This window comes from Cedecea sp. B1(4), assembly GCF_059414925.1.
Genome location: NZ_JCAHMZ010000004.1, coordinates 543662 through 562021, shown reverse-complemented (window position 1 = coordinate 562021; position 18360 = coordinate 543662). Strand labels below are relative to the sequence as shown.

Here is an 18360-nt window from a genome sequence, read left to right as displayed (position 1 = left end):
ACATTGACCGGCGTCTTCCCTGCAAGGAGATTGTCGTGGAAAAGTATGTTTTCTATAGCCGGGATATTGCTTTCAATATCTACCCGAAGGCATCTCTTGGTGCGGAAGAGAAAAAACAGTTGGCCGCTGATGGATTTAAAAAAATTGGCTTCGAGATACTGGCGACGGATGAAGCCGCCGCGCTCGACAAGTTCATCGCGCATTTCAAAGAAAATACCGAAGCGCTGAAAGAGTACACGGAGAATATTGCCTTCGCGTCGCTCCTTTTTGTCGGTATCCCGCTTATCGCCTGAATCCGCAAGATGGTTTACTCCCCAGCTTCACGGCGCTACAATTCCCGCCCTTAAATTGTGGTAATCCACTCGACTTTAGCCGCTTCACAAGGTGGAGCGGTTCTGACCTGATATCAGAACGAGAACTTCATGTTTAAACCGGAACTCCTCTCCCCGGCGGGAACGCTTAAAAACATGCGTTACGCTTTCGCCTACGGCGCAGACGCCGTCTACGCTGGCCAGCCGCGCTATTCGCTGCGCGTGCGCAATAACGAATTCAACCACGAAAACCTCCAGCTCGGGATCAACGAAGCCCATGCTCTGGGTAAAAAATTCTACGTGGTGGTGAACATTGCCCCGCATAACGCCAAGCTCAAAACCTTTATTCGCGACCTTAAGCCGGTTATCGACATGGGCCCGGATGCGCTGATCATGTCCGATCCAGGGCTAATCATGATGGTGCGCGAGGCGTTCCCGGAAATGGACGTTCACCTCTCCGTGCAGGCTAATGCCGTTAACTGGGCGACAGTGAAGTTCTGGAAGCAAATGGGGCTGACGCGCGTGATTCTTTCCCGCGAGCTGTCGCTGGAAGAAATCGCCGAAATTCGCGAACAGGTTCCAGAAATGGAGCTGGAGATATTCGTCCACGGTGCACTGTGCATGGCGTATTCAGGCCGCTGCCTGCTCTCCGGCTATATCAACAAGCGAGATCCTAACCAGGGAACCTGCACCAACGCCTGCCGCTGGGAATATAAGGTTCAGGAAGGCAAAGAAGACGACATCGGCAATATCGTCCACGTGCACGAGCCGATTCCGGTGCAAAACGTTGAGCCTACGCTTGGCGTCGGCGCCCCAACGGACAAAGTGTTTATGGTGGAAGAAGCCAAACGTCCAGGCGAATACATGACCGCTTTTGAGGACGAACACGGCACCTACATCATGAACTCGAAAGATCTGCGCGCCATTGAGCACGTGGAGCGCCTAACCAAAATGGGCGTGCACTCGCTGAAAATCGAAGGCCGCACTAAGTCCTACTACTACTGCGCACGTACCGCACAGGTGTATCGTCGCGCCATTGACGACGCCGCAGCGGGCAAGCCGTTCGACCCTACGCTGCTGCAAACGCTGGAAGGCCTGGCCCACCGTGGCTATACCGAAGGTTTCTTGCGTCGCCATACCCACGACAGCCATCAAAATTACGAGTACGGACACTCCATTTCAGAGAGCCAGCAGTTTGTGGGCGAGTTTACCGGCGAACGCCGAGGTGACCTGGCGGCGGTGGCGGTTAAAAACAAATTCCTGCTGGGCGACAGCCTTGAAATGATGACCCCACAGGGGAACATCACCTTTACGCTGGAAACGCTGGAAAATGGCAAATCCCAGCCGATTGAGGTGGCTCCGGGCGATGGTCATACCGTATGGATGCCTGTACCTCAGGAGATAGCGCTGGATTATGCTCTGCTAATGCGCAATCTCTCTGGTCAGACAACCCGTAAACCGCACGCAAACTAGTGAATTAGGGTTATTTTTCCCGCTAAGGCCATTCTTAGAAACCGATCACATACGGTTACACAAGATAACGTTATTATCCGCAAGCTGAAAAACATAACCCATAAATGCTAGCTGTACCAGGAACCACCTCCTTGGCCTGCGCAATCTCCCTTGCGCAGGCTTATTTTTATGCAACGCCCACCGCCAGATGCTCACTTTTCATCCATCGATAATAAATATTGTTCAAGCCATTAACCTCACTCAGAAAAAAACACTGATTTTGAAAAAAGAAATTCATGTGCTCCCATAAGGAAAATTAGTTATTATTGCCGATAAATCTATTGAGGTAGTCTATGGATAAGAAACTTGAATCGCTCCAGGCTCTGCGCGGCATCGCTGCATTTTTAGTCATTTTTTTTCACTATCGTTTTTTCCTCAAGGAGCAGGGCGAAACGGGTCAGAATATTTGGGATGCGTTGTTTGGCTGGGGAATTATCGGCGTTGATATTTTCTTTGTCATTAGCGGATTTATTATGATCTACACAACCCAACATTACGCTGCCAAAATATCTTCAGCAAAGCGGTTTCTGATAAACAGAGCAATACGCATTATTCCTTTATACTACATAGGTCTCCTTATTGCATTTTTTCTATCTGGTGCAATGAGTACCTTTCATTACCCTGACAAAGTACAAAACTTATTTAGCGCACTCACATTCACCGTTTACAAGACATCTATAACACCACACTACATTGATGATGGTGGCATGTATAACGTCCGTTGGACACTTAATTATGAAGTTTATTTTTATATCGCATTTGCCTTATGCCTACTGGTTAAACATCGCTTATTAGCACTCATTGGCTTCGGGATTGTAATGGTTGGTATTATTCCCTTTATGGCAGGCTTTCAACCTACCGTAGGTATAGAAGGTTACCCTTTCTCGTCGCCAGCCCTGGGACTGTTGACTAATCCTCTTTTTCTTGAATTTATTATTGGCGCAGCGGCCGGATATCTCTACATTAAGCTAAAGAATAAATTTCTGTCTAATAATATGCCTATCGTTGCGGGGTTGATCGCTTTATTTTTATTCATCTACATCGCATTTGGAATAAAAAGTGGAGAAATTCGAGCTTTTAACATTGAAAGTACAATATTAATCGCTTTATTTGTTTTATTTTTAACGCTTGGCGAGCCTGTCATTAAAAAAATCATCCCACGTGTATTAGTTTATCTCGGCGAGATTTCATTCTCACTCTACTTGCTTCATGGTGCAATTGGAATTGCCGTAGTGAAAAGAATGTCGTCATTTGAACCGGCTGAATACAGAGGTGCAGCCACTGTATTGATCGCAATTTCATTATCTATATTCGTTGCTCATTTAACACATAAAAATATTGAGGTTCGATTAACCCGGGTGTTAAAAAACAAATTCCTGCCAAAGTCAGAGTCGCGGCAGATTACGGAGAATCCGGCTGGCTAACTGCCGACCTGCGGTCCAAATTCCACCCGTTTTGCCGGGCGATACTCCGGGTGGAAAGCGATCGCAGGGTTATCTCTATGTTCTTTCTTTTCCGCTGATTCAGCCAGTTCTTACTCCCTCGTGCCCGCTTTGCTCTACACTTTGATAATGCTCACTTTTCTGAGGTAAGTCATGGAGAGATCCCCGCATTCATTTTTGATTCTGAACGGTAAAGGCGCCGGTAACCCACAGCTGCGCGAGGCCGTGCATACGCTTCGTGAGGAAGGTTACACCTTGCATATCAGGGTGACCTGGGAAAAAGGTGATGCCGAACGTTACATTGACGAAGCCCTGAGCCTCGGCGTAGACACCGTGGTTGCCGGCGGCGGTGACGGCACAATCAATGAAATTGCCACCTGCCTCGCGAAGCTTTCTGCGGGCAGCCGCCCGGCATTGGGCATTCTCCCGCTGGGGACGGCCAACGACTTTGCCACCAGCGTCGGTATTCCTGAGGACTTTGAAAAAGCGCTGCGCCTCGCACTGTTTGGCAAAGCCGCCAACATCGACCTGGTGCAGGTCAACGAAGAAGCCTTCTTCATCAACATGGCGACCGGCGGATTTGGCACACGCATCACCACCGAAACGCCGGAAAAACTCAAAGCAGCGCTTGGCGGTGTCTCTTATTTTATTCACGGTTTAATGCGCATGGACATGCTCAAGCCGGATCGCTGCGACATTCGCGGAGAAGGCTTTAGCTGGCAGGGCGACGCATTAGTGATCGGCATCGGTAACGGTTGCCAGGCCGGCGGCGGGCAACAGCTTTGCCCGGAGGCGTTGATCAACGACGGGCTGCTTGATCTACGGATTTTCACCGGTGAAGACCTGCTTCCTGCGCTGTTGACTACGCTCACGCGCCCGGATGAAAACCCAAACATTATTGAAGGGAAATCGGCCTGGTTTGAGATTTCGGCCCCGCACGATATTACCTTTAACCTGGACGGGGAACCGCTAAGCGGACGGCATTTTCGCATTGAAGTGCATCCGAATGCGCTGGCCTGTCGTTTACCGCCTAATTGCCCGCTATTGGGGTAAGCCAGCACGGTGAAGCCTTTTCCCCCTCTCCCTTCCAGGGAGAGGGTAATAATGCCGCAGTATAAAAACCCGCATAAAAAAGCCCTCATAAAAGAGGGCCTTATAACCTTACTCAACAGAGCTTAAGCGATAGTCACTTTCTCATTCAGGTAAACATCCTGCACGGCGTTGATCAGCTTCACGCCGTCGACCATTGATTTCTTAAACGCTTTACGCCCCAGAATCAGCCCCATACCGCCCGCACGTTTGTTGATCACCGCCGTACGCACCGCATCTGCCAGGTCAGTTTCGCCGCCTGCGGCACCACCAGAGTTGATAAGGCCGGCGCGGCCCATGTAGCAGTTAGCCAGCTGGTAGCGCACCAGGTCGATAGGGTTGTCGGTGGTCAGCTTGCTGTAAACTTTTTCGTCGGTGTAGCCAAAGTTTACCGCTTTATAGCCGCCGTTATTCTCCGCCATTTTTTGCTTCACGATATCGGCCCCGATAGTCGCCGCCAGGTGGTTAGCCTGCCCGGTTAAGTCGGCGCTGACGTGATAATCCACCCCGTCTTTTTTAAACGCGGAGTTACGCAGATAGGCCCACAGCACGGTGACCAGGCCAAGTTCATGCGCACGCTCAAATGCGGCGGAGATCTCTTCAATCTGGCGGCGGGATTCCGGTGAACCAAAGTAAATCGTGGCCCCGACAGCAACGGCACCCATGTTGAAGGCCTGCTCTACGCTGGCGTACAGCGTTTGATCGTAGGTGGTCGGGTAGCTCAACGTCTCATTGTGATTAAGCTTCACCAGGAACGGAATGCGGTGGGCATAGCGGCGTGAAACCGAGGCCAGTACGCCATAGGTAGAAGCTACGCAGTTACAGCCTGCCTCGATGGCCAGTTCAACGATGTTTTTCGGATCGAAGTAGAGCGGGTTCGCGGCGAAAGAAGCCCCCGCCGAGTGTTCAACGCCCTGGTCGACGGGAAGAATAGAGAGGTAACCAGTCCCTGCCAGACGCCCGGTGTTGTACAGCGTCTGCATGTTTCGCAGCACCGCAGGCGGGCGATTGTTGTCCACCATCACCCTGTCAACGTAGTCCGAGCCGGGCAGATAAAGCTGGTCTGCCGGAATAGTCATACAACGATGCTGTAACAAGCCGTCGGCATCTTTGCCAAGCAACTGCGCAATATCAGTCATAATACGCTCCCGTAAGGGCAGCGAGCCCCCTGCCCGCTGCGCATGAAGAATCCTGTTCTGCCGGGTCGAAAAAACCGGCCGCACTAATCCTGGTACCGACAGCGGGGATTTGCCAGTTCAAGCGCACTTTTGCCTCCTTTCCAGGAGTAAAGCCAGGTGGCCACCCCGGCTAATTTTGCAAGGGCGATCATAGAATCGACACAAAGGTATTTAAAAGGTATTATTCATTGGTATGGTTAAGGCACACCCTACACCTGTCATGAAGGTCCTGAGCATGAAACGTACAACGATTAGCCTTTCGTTCATGATGTTTATGGAATGGTTTATCTGGGGCGCCTGGTTTGTGCCCCTGTGGCTGTTCCTCAACAAAAGTGGTTTTACCGCCGGTGAAATCGGCTGGTCCTACGCCTGCACCGCCATCGCTGCTATTCTGTCTCCTATTCTGGTCGGCTCGCTGACCGACCGCTTCTTTGCCGCACAAAAAGTACTGGCGCTGCTGATGTTTGTCGGCGCCGGGCTGATGTATCTGGCCGCCCAGCAAACGGAGTTTGTCTATTTCTTCCCGCTGCTTCTGGCTTACTCGCTCACCTATATGCCGACCATCGCGCTGACCAACAGCATCGCGTTTTCCAACGTCGACGACGTGGAGCGTGATTTCCCGCGTATTCGCGTGATGGGCACCATCGGCTGGATTGCCTCCGGGATCGTGTGTGGCTTCCTACCGCAGATAATGGGCTTTAGCGATATCTCGCCAACCAACGTGCCGCTGCTGATCACCGCCATCAGCTCGGTTATGTTAGGCGTATTCGCGTTGTTCCTGCCGAACACGCCGCCGAAAAGCACCGGCAAGCTCAGCCTGAAAGTGATGCTGGGCCTGGACGCGCTGGTGCTGCTGAAGGATAAAAACTTCCTGGTCTTCTTCTTCTGTTCCTTCCTGTTTGCGATGCCGCTGGCGTTCTACTACATCTTCGCCAACGGCTATCTAACCGAAGTCGGGATGCACAACGCCACGGGCTGGATGACGCTTGGCCAGTTCTCGGAAATCTTCTTTATGCTGGCGCTGCCTTTCTTCACTAAGCGCTTTGGTATTAAAAAGGTTCTGCTGCTGGGCCTGATCACCGCCGCCATCCGCTACGGCTTCTTTGTGTACGGCGACGCGTCGCACCTGTTCACTTACGGCCTGCTGTTCCTCGGCATTTTGCTGCACGGCGTGAGCTACGACTTCTACTACGTCACCGCCTACATTTACGTAGACAAGAAATCCCCGGTGTACATGCGCACCGCGGCGCAGGGGCTGATCACCCTTTGCTGCCAGGGCTTCGGCAGCCTGCTGGGCTACAGCCTCGGCGGCAAAATGATGGAAAAAATGTTTGCTTACTCCTCACCGGTGAACGGTCAGACCTTTAACTGGGCGGGGATGTGGGGCTTTGGCGCAATAATGATTGCCGTCATCGCCGTGCTGTTCATGGTCTTCTTCCGCGAGTCGGACAAAGAGATTGCTGCCATCGCCGTTGCCGGTGATGAATCTGAAAAAGTATTTAAGGAAGCGTAACAATGGAAAATCGTATTCTGGGAGCCTTTTACGGCCAGATGTTAGGTGATGCGATGGGGATGCCGTCCGAACTGTGGCCGCGCTCGCGGGTGAAGGCCCACTTCGGCTGGATAGACAAGTTCCTGCCGGGTCCGGCAGAAAACAACGCCGCCTGTTATTTTACCCGCGCTAAGTTTACCGATGACACCTCAATGGCGCTGGCGCTGGCGGACGCCATCATCGAGCACCACGGGGCTATCAACCCGGACGCCATTGGCCGCCATATTCTGGCGTGGGCAGAAGGGTTCGACGCGTTTAACAAAAACGTGCTCGGCCCGACGTCGAAAATAGCCCTGAATGCGATTAAACAAGGCACGCCAGTAAGCGAGCTGGAAAACAACGGCGTAACCAACGGGGCCGCGATGCGTGCCTCCCCGCTTGGCTGCCTGCTGCCCACGGCCAGTCTAGATGAGTTTGTGGATGAGGTCGCGTTAGCTTCGAGCCCGACGCACAAATCAGATCTGGCCATTGCCGGGGCGGTCGTTATTGCCTGGGCCATTTCCCGTGCTATTGACGGTACAAGCTGGGCCACAATTTGCGATGAGCTGCCATCCATCGCCCGCCACGCGCAGGAAAAACGCATCACGACATTTAGCGCGTCCCTCGCGGCACGTCTGGAATTAGCGCTGAGCGTGGCAAGAAAAGCGCGCGGCACCGAATCCGCCATGGAAGAGATTTACCAGTTGGTCGGCACCGGTACCAGCACCGTTGAGTCAGTACCGGCGGCGATTGCGATGGTCGAACTGGCAAAAACCGACCCTAACCGCTGCGCCATCCTGTGCGCCAATCTCGGCGGAGATACCGACACCATCGGCGCCATGGCTACCGCTATCTGCGGCGCGCTGAACGGCGTGGAAAGCATCGCCCCGGCGCTGAAACAGGAGCTGGATGAAGAGAACCAGCTCGACTTCACGCGCTACAGCCGCATCTTTATGACCTATCGCCAGCAAAGAGAGGCCAGCCATGAAGCCAAATGAACTGCTGAGCAAACTGCCCCAGCTGCAGGCTCAGCGCCCGGTTTGCGTGCTCGGTTCGGCGGTGATTGACGTCATCGCCGACGCCTACGCCCTACCGTGGCGCGGCTGCGATATCGAACTGCATCAGCAGGGCGTGAACATTGGCGGCTGCGCGCTGAACATCGCCATCACGCTTTCGCGCCTCGGCATTGACTCGCAGAACGCGCTGCCAATTGGCCAGGGCACCTGGGCCGACATTATTCGCAACAGCCTGGAAAAACAGCACATCCGCAGCGAGATCCACACCGATACGGGAGATAACGGCTGGTGCCTGGCGCTGGTCGAACCCGACGGCGAACGCACCTTTATGTCGTTTCGCGGCGTCGAGCATCAGTGGAATCAGGCCTGGCTTGACGGCCTGACCATCCCGCCAGATAGCCTGCTGTCGCTCTCTGGCTACCAGCTTGCCGGGCCGTGTGCGGAACTGCTCGTTAGCTGGCTGGAGTCGCTGCGGGCAATTACCCCATTCATCGACTTTGGCCCGCGTATCGCGGATATCCCGAAGCCGCTGCTGGCGCGGATTATGGCCTGCAAACCGATTGTTTCGCTCAACCGTCAGGAAGCGGCGATTGTTGCCGAATGGCTTGGCGTGGAAGCGGAAAATATTGAAGCGATTTGCCGTGCATGGCTCACCCGCTACGGCAGCCCGCTGATCGTTCGTTTAGATAAGGACGGCGCGTGGTTTGCGGCCGACGATAACATGGGGATCGCTGCGCCCTTCCCGACTACCGTCGTGGATACCATTGGCGCGGGCGACAGCCACGCGGGCGGCACAATTGCGGGCCTGGCGGCAGGCTGGAGCCTGGAAGAAGCAGTCAGCCTCGGGAATGCGGTAGCCAGCTACGTGGTCGGCCACCGGGGCGGGGACTGCGCGCCAAAACTCGCGCAGCTCGAGCAAACCTTACTCCTCGCAGACGAAAACGTATAAGTCGCTGCGGCAATGGCTGATGCTGTACTCGATGGGCCGGTTGTGCGGGTCGAACGCTACCTGTTTGATGACCAAAACCGGCACCGGCGTTTCCAGTTTGATGTGTGACTGGAATTCACTGTCCGGCATTCTGGCGCTGACCCGGCTGCGGGTGCGCTGCGGAATAATGTTCTGGCTGCGGAAGTAGTCGTACAGCGAAACGCCAATCTCATCCGGGTCGGCAATCAGCCCGGTCGGCACGTAAGACTCTTCGATAGACACCGCATCTTCATCCACGTAGCGAATGCGCTTGAGCAGAAAAACCTCGCTTTCAGCCGGGATCGCGAGCTGTTCAGCCACGTCTGCCGGGCATTTCACCACGCGTTTGTTCACCCACAGCGTATTTGGCTTTTTACCCCGGAGCACAACCTGCTGCGAAAAGCCCCTGGCCTCTTTCAGCGAATACTCAAACGTCGCATTAATTTGCGTTCCGTAGCCGCGCGAACGCGTCACCACGCCGTCATCTTCCAGCGCCTGCATCGCCTTGCGCACGGTAATGCGTGACACTCCCGTAAGCTGACTGAGATCGCGTTCCCCCGGCAGGATATTGCCCTGCGGCAACAGGCCCGCGCGCACGGCGTTTTTCACCGTTTCGACAAACTTGAGGTATAGAGGAGCGTTATCCGGGGCGGCAAAGCGCTGTTTGAGCTGTTCAACTAACTGGTGATGAGCCTGTTCCATGGTACGCAATTGTCCGGCAGGGAAGATGAAGCCAGTATAGTACCACTGGTATTACGCTGGCTAAAAACTTCTCTCTTAACCGACAGTTACCACCATTCGTGAAAATGATGTACCGGGCCGATACCGTGCCCGACCTCTAGCGAATCCGCCTGAGCCAGCGCCTTCGACAACCAGATTTTTGCGGCAGCCACGGTTTGCGCCCAGTCGTCATGGCGGGGGCGGAGCGCAGCCAGCGCGGCAGATAAAGTACAGCCAGTGCCGTGGGTGTTTTTTGTTTGCACGCGCGGCGCGGTAAAGCGCTGGACATCGTGGCGAGTAAATAGCCAGTCCGGGCTTTCTGCGTCGTCGAGGTGCCCGCCTTTCATCAGCACAGCCTCGCAGCCCATTGCCAGCAGCGCTTCACCCTGTTCGCGCATCTCTTTTTCACTGCGCGCGTGGGGCGCATCCAGCAACGCTGCCGCTTCCGGGAGATTGGGGGTGATCAGCGCGACATGCGGCAATAGCTTCCGACGTAAGCTTTCCACCGCCGACGGGGCCAGCAGCGGATCGCCGCTTTTCGCCAGCATCACCGTATCCAGCACCACGTTTGGTGCCTTATAGAACGCCAGTCGCTCTGCGACGGCTTCAACGATATCGGCCTCTGCCAGCATGCCAATTTTTGTGGTGTCTATTCGCACGTCGCTCAAGACAGAATCTAACTGCGCCGCCACAAACTCAGGCTCAATACGGTAAACGGACTGCACGCCACGGGTATTCTGCGCCACCAGCGCAGTGATCACGCTTGTGCCGTAAGCGCCGAGCGCGGAGAAAGTTTTCAGATCGGCCTGGATCCCCGCCCCACCGCTTGGATCGGTTCCGGCAATAGTTAATGCGTTGATGCGTTTCATGCCAGCCCCTCCGCATTCAGCAGATAAAGGGCGTCGAGGAAGGCTGGGGTAAAACTGCCCGGCCCACGGCTGGCGGCGATGGCCTGCTCGCCGGCAAGCGACATAAAGCGGCAGGCGCTGGCGACATTGTCCAGCCTGTCTCCCGGTAAAGCACAGCACGCAGCAACCACGGCGGAAAGCGCGCAGCCGGTGCCGACCACACGCGTCATGAGTTCTCCCCCGCCGGTCACGGCAAACGTTCGTTCGCCATCGGTGACGTAATCAGTTTCTCCGGTTACGGCAACCACTGCACCGGTTTCGCGCGCCAGCTTTTGCGCCGCCGGGATCGCCGAAAGTGCATCATCGGTGCTGTCTACGCCACGGCCTCCGGCCTGCTCCCCTGCCAACGCCATGATTTCAGACGCATTACCGCGAATGGCGGCTGGTTTCAGTTGAATAATTTCGCGAGCGAAGCGCGTGCGGAAAGCCAAACCACCCACGGCGACCGGGTCTAGTGCCCACGGCGTTTCGGCGCTATTGGCGGCGTGAATAGCAGCCAGCATCGCCGTCGCGCGTTCTGAAGTCAGGGTGCCAATGTTGATCAGCAGCGCGCTGGCAAGCCCGCTAAATTGTGCCGCTTCTTCGGCTTCAATCACCATCGCCGGGGCAGCCCCAAGCGCCAGCAGCACGTTAGCGGTAAAGGTTTGCACTACGTCATTGGTCATGCAGTGAACCAGCGGCGAATGCTGACGGAGGTGGTGTAAAACAGAGGCGGCGGTTGCGCCGGGTAGCAGGTCAGGTTGCATAACGGTAAGGCTCCTGTCCGGCGTGAAAGAAGGGACGCCGGACAGGCATCTGACTTCCCTACGCTGGCATTATCCAGATCAGGTGGTACGGGTATTTCTCAGCCTTCACAAAGAAGGGCACCCCGAGTCATTTACAGCAATATGTTGCGATTAATGCAGGTCATTAATCCATGCAGAGGATGGTAATGCCAGCGGGAAGTCTTGTAAACGGCAAAAGCGGTGCTTTGCGGATTGCAGGTGGCGGCTGGGTTGACACTGACTTCATTTAGGGCGACTTAGTGAAGAAATTCTCTCGTCGAATTTAACTGCCCTTTTCTATTTTTTCATTACACGACACCACACATAACTGGACTTTCAAACGTAAGCCTTCCGCCCCGATTGTAACAGCCGTGTGAGCGACCTGGCACCAGCACAAAGGGGGAATGTGAACGGCCTGTTTTATCGCTTTCAAACGCTCTCAACTAAGAATTTTCTTATGATTTAGATCAAAGACCGAATGATCACATTTCGGGATAGTTCATCGCCGTTATCAGTGCGCTAAATAACGTACTGCCGCGTTTAGATTAATTATTTATGGCGAGAGAAAAATGAAATTCGTTAACGTTAGTCAATCATTAGCTGTAGTGTTAGGTGTTTTAGTGCTTTCGGCTTCTGCCAGAGCTGATACGGTGAGTGACTTCTATAACAATATGGTGAAAAAATCCATTACGTGGGAAGAAGCTAACGTCAGTTTTGAAAATATGGATGCCACACAACAGCAGGCTATACGAGATTATGACCACGCCCATAATACAAATTACACAAGCGATTTTGTAGGTAAGATTACCACTACGCCACATCTGGATGGCGGCCATTCAGAGCCAGTTACTCCACATCTCGATGCCCCTCACACTATCGTCGCCAGCACGCTTACCCCATCAACGACAACGACTACCTCTCCGGTAGTATCGCCCGCAATAGACAAGAGTTCACACCTGGACAGCACGGCGACGGATGCCGACCGCCAGGCAGCCAAAGATAAAGCGATGATCGAATATGTCCAGTCTCAGGTAAAAAACGGTGTGGATGGTAAAAATGGGACCAACGGTATTAGTGGCACAAATGTCCTGACGACCACCGAAACGAAACTTGATACGGTAACGCAGGCACGCGTATCCACTAACGCTAACAATATTTCTTTAAATACGGAACATGCAGAAAATAATACCCGCCTGATTCAGGCCAACAGCCAATCGATAGACAAATTAAATAATGCATTTTCTGCATTAAAAGACGAAGTTAACAATAATCAAAAAGAGGCCAACGCGGGTATCTCTGGCGCGATGGCAATGAGCAATATACCGCAGGTGATGAATAATCAAACCGTGGCTATAGGGGCAGGGATTGGCGGCTATGAAGGTGAAAATGCTTTAGCCGTGGGCGCCTCTACACGTATCGGAAATGCTGTTGTTGTGAAAGCCACCGTCAGTGACGATACAGAAAACAACGTGGGTTACGGCGCGGGGTTATCTGTAGGCTGGTAAGTTTTCCCAGGCAACATTTACTTCGCTAAAACCACTGCTAAGCTCTATTTCAGCGTCTTTTCAAAGGCGCATTTTTGGCAGTCGGGGCTTTGGCCCGGCAGGGAATGAGCAAAAAAAACACAGTGGTCAGATAACAATATGAAATATATTATTTTACTCATCATTATTATTTCAGTGGTCTATGTACATTACCGCGGCAAGATTCGCTTTCGTTTCTGGCGGCAGCTGTCGGACCATTCCACGTTTACCGCCCCGCTTAACGGTTTTATGTATCTTTTCTCCAGGGTGCCAAATACGCCCTATTTGACGCCGGAAACCTTTCCCGAGCTGACAACGCTGCGGGAAAACTGGGAAGTGATTCGCGACGAAGGTATGCATCTGCAACAAATGGAGCAGATAAAAGCCGCGGATAAATTTAACGACGCCGGTTTCAACTCCTTCTTTAAAACAGGCTGGAAGCGCTTTTACCTGAAATGGTATGAAAACGCCCACCCGTCGGCCAGCATACTGTGCCCGAAAACCACCGAACTACTGCGCACCATTCCTTCCATCAAAGCTGCGATGTTCGCCACCCTGCCCGACGGCAGCCGCCTGCCGAGGCACCGGGATCCCTACGCCGGTTCGCTGCGTTTTCACCTGGGGCTTGCGACCCCGAATGACGATCGCTGCTTTATTGAAGTGGACGGGAAGCGCTATAGCTGGCGGGACGGTGAAGGCGTGCTGTTCGATGAAACCTATATTCACTACGCGGAAAATACCAGCGGCGAAAATCGCCTGATTCTGTTCTGCGACGTGGAAAGACCGATGCGCTACCGCTGGGCTCAGGCGGTTAACCACTGGCTGGGGCGCAACCTGATGAGCGCCGCGTCGGCACCTAACGATGAAAACGACCGCATCGGTGGGATCAACCGCGCTTTCCGCTACATCTATCAGATTCGTATCGTCGGCAAGAAGTTAAAAAGCTGGAATAAAACGGTGTATTACATCGTGAAATGGATCCTGTTTGGCGGGATTGCCGTGCTTATCTGGCGGGCGTTTTAGTTCACCTCCGCGAAATAAACGAGCCTTTGCAGTAATAGCCAGGGCTCGTTATCCGTTATCCGTAATCAGGCCAGTGACGCAATCTGGTTTTTCGCATCGGCGAGTGCGGCGCTTTTCGCTTCGTCGCCACGGCTCAGGTTTTCTGCGCGAATAATGGTCACATCGGTCAGGCCAATGAAGCCCAGTACCGCTTTCAAATAGGACTCCTGATGTTCCAGGAATGCCGCCGGGCTGTCGCCGGTGTACTGGCCGCCGCGAGAAGACGCGATAAACACTTTTTTGCCTTTTGGCAGCAGGCCTTCCGGGCCGTTGGCGCCGTACTGGAAGGTGCGTCCAGCCACACAAACGCGGTCGATCCACGCCTTAAGCTGGGATGGAATAGAAAAGTTGTACATCGGCACGCCAATGACAATCACGTCTGCGGCGAACAGGTCGTCAATAAACGCCCCACCGGCCGCGAGATCTGCACCCAGCTCAGCGTCGGTCACTTCCGCGCCCTGGAAAGCGGCAATGTGCTTGTCGGACAGGTGCTGAGCCGGGGACTGCACCAGGTCGCGGTAAATCACGGTGGCACCGGGGTGCAGCGTTTTCTGGCGGGCAACAATCTCCGCCGAAAGCTGGCGGCTGACGGAATAACCGCCCAGAACACTGGTATCAATATGCAGGATAGTCGACATCGTTTTAGCCTCTGAAATGGAGCCTGGTTTAGTGGATAAGCGCGTTAAGAGTTTTTTTAGAGCCGTTAACATAGGTGTGCTCAATCTTTAAGATTCGCTGAACATGGCAGCCACTATGCCACCGCCTTTCTCACCCGAATAGCCGTTATATTTCGATGCAATCCATCGTCATTCCCGATACATCATCGCCAATGACAAACCCATGCCGAAGGGCTATATTGCGCTTCACCCCTTCACTGCCAGGCAGGAACCACAATGCTGGACGGTATTTCGCTGGACCAACTTCGCACGTTTATTGCCGCCGTCGACGAAGGCAGCTTCTCTGCGGCCGCCCGCAAGATGTACCGCGCCCAGTCGGTGATCAGCGATTTGATTAAAGGGCTGGAAGCCCAGATTGGCGTACAGCTGTTCGACCGCTCAGGCCGCTATCCGAAGCTCACGCCCGAGGGAGAAGTGCTGCTGGCCGATGCCCGCGGCATTGTCTCTGGTGTTGATTTTATGAAGGCGCGAGCACGCGGTATGTCGTCGGGGCTGGAATCTGAACTCTCGGTGGTGGTGGACGTTTTCTTCCCGCTGGAGGCGATGACTTCGGCGGCCAAAGCCTTCCGCGAACAGTTCCCCGGCACACCTCTGCGCCTGTTTGTTGAAGCGCTGGGCGGTGGCTACAAACCGGTGCTTAACGGCAGCGCGGGGATTGGTATTCTTGGCTCACTGCCGGATATGCCGGCCTCGCTGACCGGGGAGCGTCTGACCGGCGTTTCGCTGGTAATGGTAGCCGCGCCCGATCACCCACTGGCGCAGTTCGAAGGCATGGTGCCCAAAGCTGAGCTGACCAAACACGTTCAGCTGGTACTGACCGACCGCTCGGAGCTTTCCAAAGGGAAAGAGTTTGGCGTGATGTCGCCTTCCACCTGGCGGCTGGGCGATCTGCTGGCCAAACACGCCTTTTTGCTCGATGGCCTCGGCTGGGGCAGTATGCCGTCACACGTTGTCGAACGAGATATTCGCGAGGGGCGGCTGGTGCGGCTGGACATTGAGGATGTTCCGCCGGGCGGGCTCGCGCTGCCGATGTTTGGCGTCTACCCGATTGCCTCCCCGCCCGGCCCGGCCGGACGCTGGCTGATTGAACGGCTTAAAAACCTCTGCCCGGCCAAACTGGCCGCCGGCTTACCTAAATCTGGCAGCGAATAAACAACCGGTGAGTCACCCTCTCCTCACCGGAAACGGCCTGAAACCCGGCGGCCTCATAAAAACGAAACGCGTGTTCGGGGGCATGAGTATTGTAAAAATCGAACCACCCATGCCCGCCAGAAAGTAAGGCCTGCAGCAGTTGCTGCCCTATCCCTTTCCCCCGCCAGGCCGGGCTAAGGTACAGGTGTCGAATGCGTCCCGCGCGCTTATCCTCTGAAAACGGGTCGCGATTAAGCCCGCCAATGCCGACCAGTTCTTCGTCGGCAAAGATACCCAGCAGTTTTTCTCCGGGGGCGTTAAAACGGTTATCTCCGCTAAGCCAGTTGGCTTCGAGCCGGCGAAGCATATTGAAGTGTTCCCCGAGGCTTTGCGCTTTGAGCGCAGCAAAGCCTTCATGCCCTGGCGTCACCAGCATTACTCGTAGCACGGCTATCCCTCCCATTAATCCCACTGCTAGTCGCTATCAATATCCAGCAGGTTATTTAAAGCATGAGCCCGCAGCTCGTTGACTTTACTGATGCTTTTCTCCGGCGAGGAGCGAATCACATCGCGCGGATCGTTAATCAGCACGCGGCCATGGCTGTCGACTAAGAATTGCAGATCGTCGATGTGCAATTCATGATTTTTCAGCTTGTTAATAATGGCGTTACAGTCGGCCAGGACATTTTGATTGAATTTCTTATCATCCGGCAGGCTTTTCTTATTATTTACGATATCTTCGGAATCAAAAGCGTTGTGGATATAGTCTTTCTCCACGCCGACGCTGCCGCCATGTTTGACCAGGGCATGGGCATCCACCACGGGGAAGCCGAGATGCTTGAGCTGTTTGGTGGTTTCAAGCTCTTTCAAAGCGTACTGTTCCGCCGAAATTGTGCCGGTGGTGCCGGGTCTGAACAGGCATACGCACTTGCGCGGATCCTGCCGTGAATGAAAGACATCTTTTTGACTCCCCGCGCCGATTTTCTGCCCCAGCGATGGCACATCCTGAAACGCCGTAGCCGGTGTCTGTACATTAGACGTATGCAAGTGCCGCCCCTGAGCTGCATTGTTTGAAACGGTATACACGATGGACTCTCCTCTGCGGTACAACGCCGCGCTATAGCCAAACCCTTGAGTGACTCTGGTAGCCCGTAGGTTCCCGTCAGCCTTGCCCTGGCACCTTTCGTAACCAGAAAAATTCCGGCGTCCCCATTCCAAACGCTATGAGATCGATTATCATTCCCTTCCAAAATTTTCCCGTTCTGAAGGTCATCCATGTTCACAGTGTTAACCGCCAAAGCTCGCTGGCTGCTTGCCGCCGTTGCCTTGTTGAGCTTCGCAGCCCAGGCCGCACCGATTGTTGTTACCGACGTAGCAGGCCGGGAAGTGACGCTGCCCCATCCGGCAAAGCGCGTGATGCTGGCCGATGCGCGAGCCCTGCTGGCGCTGAATATTATTCACCCGAAGGATCCGCTGGAAAACATCATTGCCTGGGATGACTCGCTGAAGACCAAAGCGCCCGATCTGGCAGACGCCTATGCGCGAAAATTCCCGCAGGTAAGCAAAATCACGATGTTTGAAAACCCGTACTACACGGATTTCAGCGTCGAAAAAGCGGTTACCTTACAGCCGGATCTGATCATTTTTGACATCGGCGTGCTGGCCAAGCTGAAAAACAGCGGCGTGCTGAGCCAGCTGGAAAAAGTAGGCATTCCGGTGCTGATTATCGACTTCCGCCAGCAGCCGCTGACCAACACTCTGCCTAGTATCGAACTGCTGGGTAAAGTATTTGATGAACAGCAAAACGCCGACGCCTTTATTCAGCACTACCAGCAGCGGATGAACCTGGTGCGCGAGCGCGTAGCTACGCTGAAACCTGAGCAGCGCCCGAGCGTGTTTATTGAACGCGCGGCGGGCATTCGCGGCGACGAATGTTGCCAGACTTTCGGCAAGGGCAGCTACGGCCAGTTTATTGATACCGCCGGTGGCAACAATATTGGCAGCAAGCTGTTCCCGGAAATGAGCGGCCAGGTGAATACCGAGCAGGTGATCACCAGCAACCCGGACTTTTACCTGATGACCGGCGCCGACTGGAACCGCGGCAACCGTTCGCCAAAAGCCGTGCCGCTGGGCTATATGGCCGATAAAGCCGTGGCCGAACAGAAGCTCAAAGGGCTGATGAACAGGACCGGCATTAACGTGCTCACGGCGGTGAAAGAGAAGCGCGTGATGGCGATTTACCATCAATTCTACGACTCTCCGCTGAACTATATTGCGGTGGAAACCATCGCTAAGTTCCTGCACCCGGATTTGTTCAAAGACATCGATCCACAGGCCGACATCGAGCAAGCTCACAAGCAGTTCACCGCGCTGGATTACAGCGGCGTGTTCTGGGTTACCCCATAAAGTAAAAACGGGCCGGGCTAACGCAATAGCCCGGTCATTTATATCGCCGAGCGCTAAATCCATTGCTCGGCTTTTTTTTGCTTACTTTTCGCCTTATCCCGAATTATTCCGCAACAAAACTAT

18 protein-coding genes and 1 riboswitch are annotated in these 18360 nt (G+C 54.2%); of the genes, 11 read left to right on the top strand and 7 right to left on the bottom strand.

The window, feature by feature from the left end:
• Window positions 1-35 precede the first annotated feature (35 nt).
• The 4 genes from ACR6JA_RS12210 (at window position 36) to yegS (ending at window position 4318) form a co-directional block, all read left to right on the top strand.
• Complete coding sequence (locus ACR6JA_RS12210; protein ID WP_213712609.1) at window positions 36-293, top strand: hypothetical protein; 258 nt, start codon at window positions 36-38, stop codon at window positions 291-293.
• A 129-nt stretch (window positions 294-422) separates the two neighbouring features.
• The gene (gene trhP / locus ACR6JA_RS12205; RefSeq protein ID WP_494492848.1) at window positions 423-1784 is read left to right on the top strand and encodes a prephenate-dependent tRNA uridine(34) hydroxylase TrhP; all 1362 of its coding nucleotides are present in this window, start codon (window positions 423-425) and stop codon (window positions 1782-1784) included.
• A gap of 332 nt (window positions 1785-2116) precedes the next feature.
• Window positions 2117-3247: an acyltransferase family protein gene (locus ACR6JA_RS12200; RefSeq protein WP_494492847.1), complete on the top strand. Its 1131-nt coding sequence runs from the start codon at window positions 2117-2119 to the stop codon at window positions 3245-3247.
• Between the two features lie 171 nt (window positions 3248-3418).
• Window positions 3419-4318, top strand: a complete 900-nt coding sequence (gene yegS / locus ACR6JA_RS12195; protein WP_213712616.1) for a lipid kinase YegS — start codon at window positions 3419-3421, stop codon at window positions 4316-4318.
• Between the two features lie 122 nt (window positions 4319-4440).
• Here yegS and fbaB read toward each other — a convergent pair whose 3' ends face one another.
• Window positions 4441-5493 carry a class I fructose-bisphosphate aldolase gene (fbaB, locus tag ACR6JA_RS12190; protein ID WP_061277987.1) on the bottom strand — a complete coding sequence of 351 codons (1053 nt, stop codon included), beginning with the start codon at window positions 5491-5493 and terminating at the stop codon, window positions 4441-4443.
• Between the two features lie 259 nt (window positions 5494-5752).
• Here fbaB and ACR6JA_RS12185 point away from each other — a divergent pair, with 259 nt between their 5' ends.
• Genes ACR6JA_RS12185 through ACR6JA_RS12175 form a run of 3 tightly spaced genes read left to right on the top strand, consistent with a single transcriptional unit; the run spans window position 5753 to window position 9028 of the window.
• Window positions 5753-7045, top strand: coding sequence for a nucleoside permease (locus ACR6JA_RS12185; RefSeq protein ID WP_494493251.1), 1293 nt, complete (start codon window positions 5753-5755; stop codon window positions 7043-7045).
• A gap of 2 nt (window positions 7046-7047) precedes the next feature.
• Window positions 7048-8061, top strand: a complete 1014-nt coding sequence (locus ACR6JA_RS12180; RefSeq protein WP_494492846.1) for an ADP-ribosylglycohydrolase family protein — start codon at window positions 7048-7050, stop codon at window positions 8059-8061.
• Window positions 8048-9028 carry a PfkB family carbohydrate kinase gene (locus ACR6JA_RS12175; RefSeq protein ID WP_494492845.1) on the top strand — a complete coding sequence of 327 codons (981 nt, stop codon included), beginning with the start codon at window positions 8048-8050 and terminating at the stop codon, window positions 9026-9028. Before ACR6JA_RS12180 ends, ACR6JA_RS12175 begins: the two co-directional genes overlap by 14 nt.
• On the opposite strand, the gene ACR6JA_RS12170 is transcribed toward ACR6JA_RS12175, so the two are convergent.
• From ACR6JA_RS12170 to thiM, 3 genes are all read right to left on the bottom strand, one after another.
• On the bottom strand, window positions 9002-9748 hold the full coding sequence (locus ACR6JA_RS12170) for a GntR family transcriptional regulator (RefSeq protein ID WP_213712622.1): 747 nt from the start codon (window positions 9746-9748) through the stop codon (window positions 9002-9004). The two genes, ACR6JA_RS12175 and ACR6JA_RS12170, sit on opposite strands and share 27 nt — an antisense overlap.
• Window positions 9749-9834: 86 nt before the next feature.
• The gene (gene thiD / locus ACR6JA_RS12165) at window positions 9835-10635 is read right to left on the bottom strand and encodes a bifunctional hydroxymethylpyrimidine kinase/phosphomethylpyrimidine kinase (protein WP_166872472.1); all 801 of its coding nucleotides are present in this window, start codon (window positions 10633-10635) and stop codon (window positions 9835-9837) included.
• The gene (thiM, locus tag ACR6JA_RS12160) at window positions 10632-11420 is read right to left on the bottom strand and encodes a hydroxyethylthiazole kinase (RefSeq protein WP_213712626.1); all 789 of its coding nucleotides are present in this window, start codon (window positions 11418-11420) and stop codon (window positions 10632-10634) included. Before thiM ends, thiD begins: the two co-directional genes overlap by 4 nt.
• Window positions 11421-11458: 38 nt before the next feature.
• A riboswitch (TPP riboswitch) is annotated at window positions 11459-11555 on the bottom strand.
• Window positions 11556-12007: 452 nt separating this feature from the next.
• Here thiM and ACR6JA_RS12155 point away from each other — a divergent pair.
• Window positions 12008-12943 (top strand): YadA C-terminal domain-containing protein, encoded by a 936-nt coding sequence (locus ACR6JA_RS12155; RefSeq protein ID WP_213712628.1) that lies wholly within the window; start codon window positions 12008-12010, stop codon window positions 12941-12943.
• A gap of 138 nt (window positions 12944-13081) precedes the next feature.
• On the top strand, window positions 13082-13984 hold the full coding sequence (lpxO, locus tag ACR6JA_RS12150; protein ID WP_008455165.1) for a lipid A hydroxylase LpxO: 903 nt from the start codon (window positions 13082-13084) through the stop codon (window positions 13982-13984).
• Between the two features lie 65 nt (window positions 13985-14049).
• On the opposite strand, the gene ACR6JA_RS12145 is transcribed toward lpxO, so the two are convergent.
• A complete protein-coding gene (locus tag ACR6JA_RS12145; protein ID WP_205246341.1) occupies window positions 14050-14661 on the bottom strand; it encodes an FMN-dependent NADH-azoreductase in 612 nt (203 codons plus the stop codon).
• A 255-nt stretch (window positions 14662-14916) separates the two neighbouring features.
• Between ACR6JA_RS12145 and ACR6JA_RS12140 the strand changes: the two genes are divergently transcribed.
• Window positions 14917-15852 (top strand): LysR family transcriptional regulator, encoded by a 936-nt coding sequence (locus tag ACR6JA_RS12140; protein ID WP_494492844.1) that lies wholly within the window; start codon window positions 14917-14919, stop codon window positions 15850-15852.
• Here ACR6JA_RS12140 and ACR6JA_RS12135 read toward each other — a convergent pair.
• Together ACR6JA_RS12135 and hopBF1 are read right to left on the bottom strand one after the other, a co-directional pair.
• Window positions 15833-16294 carry a GNAT family N-acetyltransferase gene (locus tag ACR6JA_RS12135; RefSeq protein WP_494492843.1) on the bottom strand — a complete coding sequence of 154 codons (462 nt, stop codon included), beginning with the start codon at window positions 16292-16294 and terminating at the stop codon, window positions 15833-15835. The two genes, ACR6JA_RS12140 and ACR6JA_RS12135, sit on opposite strands and share 20 nt — an antisense overlap.
• 11 nt (window positions 16295-16305) lie before the next feature.
• Window positions 16306-16917 (bottom strand): T3SS effector protein kinase HopBF1, encoded by a 612-nt coding sequence (gene hopBF1 / locus ACR6JA_RS12130; RefSeq protein ID WP_213712634.1) that lies wholly within the window; start codon window positions 16915-16917, stop codon window positions 16306-16308.
• A gap of 189 nt (window positions 16918-17106) precedes the next feature.
• Between hopBF1 and ACR6JA_RS12125 the strand changes: the two genes are divergently transcribed.
• Window positions 17107-18237, top strand: a complete 1131-nt coding sequence (locus tag ACR6JA_RS12125; protein ID WP_494492842.1) for an ABC transporter substrate-binding protein — start codon at window positions 17107-17109, stop codon at window positions 18235-18237.
• Window positions 18238-18360 lie beyond the last annotated feature (123 nt).

Excerpts from the sequence above, each read along its gene's own strand:
- ACR6JA_RS12155 (WP_213712628.1), top strand. The coding sequence starts at position 12,008 with ATGAAATTCGTTAACGTTAGTCAATCATTAGCTGTAGTGTTAGGTGTT.
- ACR6JA_RS12175 (WP_494492845.1), top strand. The coding sequence starts at position 8,048 with ATGAAGCCAAATGAACTGCTGAGCAAACTGCCCCAGCTGCAGGCTCAG.
- ACR6JA_RS12135 (WP_494492843.1), bottom strand. The coding sequence starts at position 16,294 with ATGGGAGGGATAGCCGTGCTACGAGTAATGCTGGTGACGCCAGGGCAT.
- ACR6JA_RS12185 (WP_494493251.1), top strand. The coding sequence starts at position 5,753 with ATGAAGGTCCTGAGCATGAAACGTACAACGATTAGCCTTTCGTTCATG.
- ACR6JA_RS12170 (WP_213712622.1), bottom strand. The coding sequence starts at position 9,748 with ATGGAACAGGCTCATCACCAGTTAGTTGAACAGCTCAAACAGCGCTTT.
- ACR6JA_RS12125 (WP_494492842.1), top strand. The coding sequence starts at position 17,107 with ATGTTCACAGTGTTAACCGCCAAAGCTCGCTGGCTGCTTGCCGCCGTT.
- thiD (WP_166872472.1), bottom strand. The coding sequence starts at position 10,635 with ATGAAACGCATCAACGCATTAACTATTGCCGGAACCGATCCAAGCGGT.
- ACR6JA_RS12180 (WP_494492846.1), top strand. The coding sequence starts at position 7,048 with ATGGAAAATCGTATTCTGGGAGCCTTTTACGGCCAGATGTTAGGTGAT.
- trhP (WP_494492848.1), top strand. The coding sequence starts at position 423 with ATGTTTAAACCGGAACTCCTCTCCCCGGCGGGAACGCTTAAAAACATG.
- ACR6JA_RS12200 (WP_494492847.1), top strand. The coding sequence starts at position 2,117 with ATGGATAAGAAACTTGAATCGCTCCAGGCTCTGCGCGGCATCGCTGCA.
- ACR6JA_RS12145 (WP_205246341.1), bottom strand. The coding sequence starts at position 14,661 with ATGTCGACTATCCTGCATATTGATACCAGTGTTCTGGGCGGTTATTCC.
- yegS (WP_213712616.1), top strand. The coding sequence starts at position 3,419 with ATGGAGAGATCCCCGCATTCATTTTTGATTCTGAACGGTAAAGGCGCC.
- lpxO (WP_008455165.1), top strand. The coding sequence starts at position 13,082 with ATGAAATATATTATTTTACTCATCATTATTATTTCAGTGGTCTATGTA.
- fbaB (WP_061277987.1), bottom strand. The coding sequence starts at position 5,493 with ATGACTGATATTGCGCAGTTGCTTGGCAAAGATGCCGACGGCTTGTTA.
- ACR6JA_RS12140 (WP_494492844.1), top strand. The coding sequence starts at position 14,917 with ATGCTGGACGGTATTTCGCTGGACCAACTTCGCACGTTTATTGCCGCC.
- thiM (WP_213712626.1), bottom strand. The coding sequence starts at position 11,420 with ATGCAACCTGACCTGCTACCCGGCGCAACCGCCGCCTCTGTTTTACAC.